Here is a 5,594-nt window from a genome sequence, read left to right as displayed (position 1 = left end):
GCAGGTGCCCGGCGCGATGGCGCGGCTCGGCACGCGCACCCCGGGGGGTCCGACCTACGACCTGCACCAGGGCGACCTGCGCGTCGACGAACGTGCCGTCGGCATCGCGGCCGAGGTGCTCGCCGTCGCCGGCGTGCTGGCGCTCGGCGCCGACGCCTGAGCGGGCCTCCCGTCGGCTTGGTCACTACCCGATAACAAACTCGGTGCATGCCCTGTTTGCGCTATTCGCGCGGTTGACCGCGGACTAGGGTGCGGCTTGTCGCGCCGTGTCCCTCACGGTGCTCCCCAATATCCGAGGAGGGCATCTTGCGTCGTTTGAGCAAGATCGCTGTCGTCGCAGTGGTGGCGTCAATGGCGCTGGTCGGCTGCGGCAAGAACGATGACACCAAGGGAAGCGATGGCGACTCGCCGTCTGCCAGCGCCGACGTCTGTGAGGAAGCGTCGGGCGACGGCCCGAAGGTCGGCCTCGCCTACGACGTGGGCGGCCAGGGCGACCAGTCCTTCAACGACTCCGCCTACCAGGGTCTGAAGAAGGCAGTCGAAGACCTCGGTGCGACGTGCACCGAGGGCGAAGCCGCCCAGGACGAGCCCGAGTCCGCCCGTGAGGCACGGCTGCAGTCGATGGCCGACGCCGGGATGAACCCGATCATCGGGGTCGGCTTCGCCTACAGCGACTCGGTCAACAAGGTGGCCCCGAACTACCCGAACATCAGCTTCGGTGTGATCGACGGCTTCGACCCCGACACCACGGCCAACCCCAACGTCGCCTACCTCGGCTTCGCCGAGAACGAGGGTTCCTACCTCGTCGGTGTCGCGGCCGCGCTGAAGTCGAAGACTGGCACGATCGGCTTCGTCGGTGGCGTCCACAACGACCTCATCAAGAAGTTCGAGGCCGGCTACGTGGCCGGTGCGAAGTCGGTCAAGGCCGACATCGACATCAAGATCCAGTACATCGAGGAGAGCGACCTCTCCGGGTTCGGTGACCCTGCCGGTGGCAAGGAAGCCGCTGCCGCTGAGTTCGACCAGGGTGCGGATGTCGTCTACCACGCGGCCGGTGCTTCCGGTTCGGGTGTCTTCGACGCCGCGGCCGAGGCCGGCGACGGCATGTGGGCGATCGGTGTCGACTCCGACCAGTACCTGACTGCGTCGGCGGCGGCCAAGCCGCACATCCTCACCTCGATGCTGAAGCGGGTCGACACGGCCACCTTCAACATGATCAAGTCGGTCGCTGACGGCTCCCCGCTGACCAGCTACCAGACCTACGACCTCGCGCACGACGGCGTCGGCTACGCCACCTCGGGTGGCTTCATCGACGACATCGTGGACCAGATCGAGGCGGCGGCCGCCAAGATCAAGTCCGGCGAGACGAAGGTTCCGGACAAGCCCTGATCCAGGGTCGGTCCGCAGCAGCGAGGAGTTGCTCCTCAAGTAATGGCCGGGCCCGGACCAGACGGTAACGTCTGATCCGGGCCCGGGTCCGTTCCCGCCGCCGCCAGAAGGAGGGGTCAGTGAGCGCCGCAGTGACCGAGACCGCCGAGTCGTCCCAGCCGCCGTCGGAGGGCGTCGTCGTCCGGGACATCCTCAAGCAGTTCCCCGGAGTGGTGGCCAACCACGACGTCAACATCACCATCCGTCCCGGCACGGTGCACGCACTCATCGGTGAGAACGGCGCCGGCAAGTCGACGCTGATGAAGATCCTCTACGGGGTGCAGAAGCCGGACGCCGGCACGATCACCGTCGACGGCACAGAGGTGCACTTCTCCTCGCCTACGGATGCGATCAAGGCCGGGATCGGGATGGTCTTCCAGCACTTCATGCTGGCCGACAACCTGACCGTGCTCGAGAACGTGGTGCTGGGCGCCGAGAAGCTGCACGGGATCGGTGACGACGCCCGTGCCCAGATCGTGAAGATCTCCGACGACTACGGGTTCGACCTCGATCCGGACGTCCTCGTCGAGAGGCTCGGCGTCGGCCAGCGGCAGCGGGTCGAGATCCTCAAGGTGCTCTTCCGCGGCGCCCGGATCATCATCCTGGACGAGCCGACGGCCGTCCTGGTACCGCAGGAGGTCAACGCGCTCTTCGACAACCTCCGTGTGCTGCGCGACTCGGGTCGCACCGTGCTGTTCATCTCGCACAAGCTCGACGAGGTACTCGCGATCGCCGACGACATCACCGTGATGCGCCGCGGTGCGACCGTCGGGGAAGCCGACCCGAAGACCGCCACCAAGCACCAGCTCGCCGAACTGATGGTCGGCTCGGAGCTGCCCTCCCCGGAGACCGAGGAGTCCACCGTCACCGACGACGTGCTGCTCACCCTGGACGGCGTCGGCCTGGTCGACGAGAACGGGCGCGCGCTGCTCAGCGGGATCAACCTGATGATCCGCAAGGGCGAGGTCCTCGGCATCGCCGGCGTCGAGGGCAACGGCCAGGAGGAACTGGTCGAGACGATCATGGGCATGCGCAAGGGGACCGGCACGATCACCCTGGCCGGCCAGGACGTCGCCGACTGGGACACCCGGGAGCGCCGCGAGGCCGGGATCGCCTTCATTCCGGCGGACCGGCACCGGCACGGGCTGTTGCTGGACGCACCGCTGTGGGAGAACCGCATCCTCGGTCATCAGACGCAGCCCCCGGGGAGCAACGGCGTCTTCATCACCGGCCGCGCGGCCAAGAGCGACACCGACCGGATCGTCACCGAGTACGACGTGCGCACCCCCTCGATCAACACCCACGCCCGCGCGCTCTCCGGCGGCAACCAGCAGAAGCTGATCGTGGGCCGCGAGATGAGCGGCGACCCGGTCCTGCTGATCGCCTCGCACCCGACCCGCGGCGTCGATGTCGGGGCGCAGGCCGCGATCTGGGACCACATCAAACGTGCGCGAAGACTGGGCCTAGCGGTGCTGCTCATCTCCGCGGACCTCGACGAGCTGATCGGCCTCTCCGACACGATCGAGGTGATCCTCCGCGGTGAGATCGTCGGTCGGTTCGATCCGCACGAGGTGACACCGCAGGCGCTCGGATCCGCGATGACCGGCGGCCGCGGCGAACGAGAGGGAGCCTCATGACCAGCGCCAAGGTCATTCGCGCGCTGGCGCAGACCGTCCTCGCGCCACTGATCGCGGTGGTGGTCTCGATGATCGTCACCAGCGTGGTGGTCAGCATCTCGGGCTCGTCGGTGACGGAGTTCTGGGACGTGATGCTGAGCTGGCCGAGCAACCGCAACTGGGTGAACATCACCAACCAGACCTCGATGCTCTTCCTGGCCGCGCTCGCCGCCGCGATCGCGTTCCGGATGAACCTGTTCAACATCGGCGTCGAGGGCCAGTACACGCTCGCGGCCTTCGTGGCCTCCGCCGTGGCCGGCGCCGCCTGGCTGCCGGGCAAGGCCAACGTCCTGCTGGCCCTGGTCGTGGCGATGGTGGTCGGCGCGCTGTGGGCCGGGATCGCCGGTGTCCTCAAGGTGACCCGCGGCGTCAGTGAGGTGATCTCGACGATCATGCTCAACGCGATCGCCGGGACGATGATCGGCTACCTGCTCAACAACCACGGCGACCAGTACGGTCAGGGCCGGCGTACGACGCCGATCCCGGAGTCCAGCATGATGCCGGGGTGGGCGCCGTGGGGGGCGATCAACGGCCAGATCTGGACGCTCTGCATCCTCGCGGTGATCGCCGGCGTCACGATGTCGGTCGTGATCAACCGGACCCGGTTCGGGTTCGACCTGCGCGCCACCGGCGCCAACGAGGACGCGGCCATCGCCTCCGGCGTGAAGGTCAAGAAGATGGTCGTCATCGCGATGCTGATCTCCGGTGCGATCGCCGGCCTGGTCTGGATGCCGGCACTCTTCGGCGCCGCCGGCTACTACGGGCCCCCGTTCCAGCACATGCTCGGCTTCACCGGGATCGCGGTCGCGCTGCTCGGCAGGAACCGGCCGCTCGGGATCTTCTTCGGCGCCGTCCTGTTCGCCTGGCTCTCCGAGCGAGCGAACGCGGTCAGCCTCGAGACCGGCGTCTCGCCCTCGGTCGTCCAGGTCACCCAGGGTGTGGTCGTCCTCGCGGTCGTGATCGCCTACGAGGTGGTCAGACGCTGGGTGGCCGCTCATGAGCAACGGCAGCTCACCTCGGCCATCGGAGAGGAGGCGCGGGCATGAGTACGACGACGAACACCCCCGCCCCGCCGGCCGCGCCGTCCTCGCGACCCCGGTTCGGCATCGCCAAGTACCTCGTGATCGCGACGGTCGCGGTGTTCTCGGTCTCGCTCGTGCGCGTCGTGACCGGAGCGCACGAGATCGACTCCCAGGCGAGTCTGCGAGCTGCCCTGATCGCCACCTGCCCGATCCTGCTGGCCGCCCTCGGCGGTCTGTGGAGCGAGCGCGCCGGTGTGGTCAACATCGGCCTCGAGGGCCAGATGCTGCTCGGCACCTGGGGTGCGGCGTACTTCACCTACTACTACGACCCCTGGATCGGCCTGCTCGGCGCGATCGGCTGCGGCGTCCTCGGCGGCCTGCTGCACGCGCTCGCGACGGTCACCTTCGGGGTCGACCACATCGTCTCCGGTGTCGCGCTCAACACGATCGCACTCGGTCTGACGATCTTCCTCGCCGAGGCGTTCTTCGCCGACCTGGACTCCGAGTACGGCCACGGAGGCGCTCAGCAGCTGACCGGCATCGCGAAGCCGCCGACGCTGGAGGAGATCCCGTTGATCTCGGACGCGGCGTCGTCGCTGGCCGAGAAGCACTGGTTCGTGGTCTCCGACCTCTCCGCGGTCGTCGCCGCCCTGACCACCCGGATCTCGGTGGTCACGATCCTCGCGCTGCTGATGGTGCCGCTGACCGCGTGGCTCCTGTGGCGGACGACCTTCGGACTGCGGCTGCGCTCCTGCGGTGAGAACCCGCAGGCGGCCGAGAGCCTCGGCGTCAACGTGATCCGGCAGAAGTACGTCGCGGTGCTGGTCTCGGGAGGTCTGGCCGGGATGGGCGGTGGCTATCTGGCGCTGGTCTCGTCACCGGGCTTCCACACCAACCAGACCAACGGCCGCGGCTACATCGGCCTGGCCGCGATGATCTTCGGCAACTGGCGTCCTGGCGGCGCGCTGCTCGGCTCCGGCATGTTCGGCTACACCGACAGTCTGCGGCTGCGCGACCCGTCCACCATCCACGCGTTGTTGCTGCTCGTCGGTGCCGGACTGCTGCTGTTCGGGCTCTGGCGGGTCTACAAGGGCCACCGCACCAACGGCATCATCCTCGGTGCTTTCGGTGTCGGCTTCCTGCTCTGGTACGCGCTCACCGACGAGGTGCCGCGCGACCTGACCAGCATGACGCCGTACGTCGTCACGCTGCTGGTCCTGGCGTTCTTCTCCCAGAAGCTACGAATGCCCAAGGCCGACGGCCAGATCTATCGCAAGGGCTCGGCCGGGTGACCATGGACGCCGAGCACGACCCGGACGCGGCGAGCACCTTCGACTGGGAGGGCCTGCTCGACGATGCCCGGGCGGCGATGGAGCACGCCTACGCGCCGTACTCGAACTTCAAGGTCGGTGCCGCCGCCCGGGTCGAGGACGGCCGGATCGTGGTCGGGTGCAACGTGGAGAACGCG

Annotated in this window: 4 protein-coding genes and 1 pseudogene; all 5 read left to right on the top strand. The window is 68.1% G+C overall.

Annotated features, from left to right (window positions below; genetic code table 11):
- Nucleotides 1-315: 315 nt before the first annotated feature.
- Entirely contained in the window at nt 316-1,389 is a 1,074-nt protein-coding gene (locus V6M46_RS01540; RefSeq protein WP_332661947.1) for a BMP family lipoprotein, read from the top strand.
- A 119-nt stretch (nt 1,390-1,508) separates the two neighbouring features.
- Nucleotides 1,509-3,065 (top strand): ABC transporter ATP-binding protein, encoded by a 1,557-nt coding sequence (locus V6M46_RS01535; RefSeq protein ID WP_332661946.1) that lies wholly within the window; start codon nt 1,509-1,511, stop codon nt 3,063-3,065.
- A complete protein-coding gene (locus V6M46_RS01530) occupies nt 3,062-4,150 on the top strand; it encodes an ABC transporter permease (protein ID WP_332661945.1) in 1,089 nt (362 codons plus the stop codon). Before V6M46_RS01535 ends, V6M46_RS01530 begins: the two co-directional genes overlap by 4 nt.
- Nucleotides 4,147-5,418, top strand: coding sequence for an ABC transporter permease (locus V6M46_RS01525; protein ID WP_332661943.1), 1,272 nt, complete (start codon nt 4,147-4,149; stop codon nt 5,416-5,418). The genes V6M46_RS01530 and V6M46_RS01525 overlap by 4 nt, the downstream gene beginning before the upstream one ends.
- Nucleotides 5,415-5,594: pseudogene (locus tag V6M46_RS01520) on the top strand (hypothetical protein); the annotation flags it as partial. The gene V6M46_RS01525 and the pseudogene V6M46_RS01520, both read left to right, overlap by 4 nt.

It is taken from the genome of Aeromicrobium sp., from assembly GCF_036676885.1.
In the GTDB taxonomy this organism is placed as follows: domain Bacteria; phylum Actinomycetota; class Actinomycetes; order Propionibacteriales; family Nocardioidaceae; genus Aeromicrobium.
The sequence above is the reverse complement of the archived record's forward strand: the minus strand, read 5'-3'. Positions and strand labels throughout refer to the sequence as shown.

Excerpts from the sequence above, each read along its gene's own strand:
- V6M46_RS01530 (WP_332661945.1), top strand. The coding sequence starts at position 3,062 with ATGACCAGCGCCAAGGTCATTCGCGCGCTGGCGCAGACCGTCCTCGCG.
- V6M46_RS01525 (WP_332661943.1), top strand. The coding sequence starts at position 4,147 with ATGAGTACGACGACGAACACCCCCGCCCCGCCGGCCGCGCCGTCCTCG.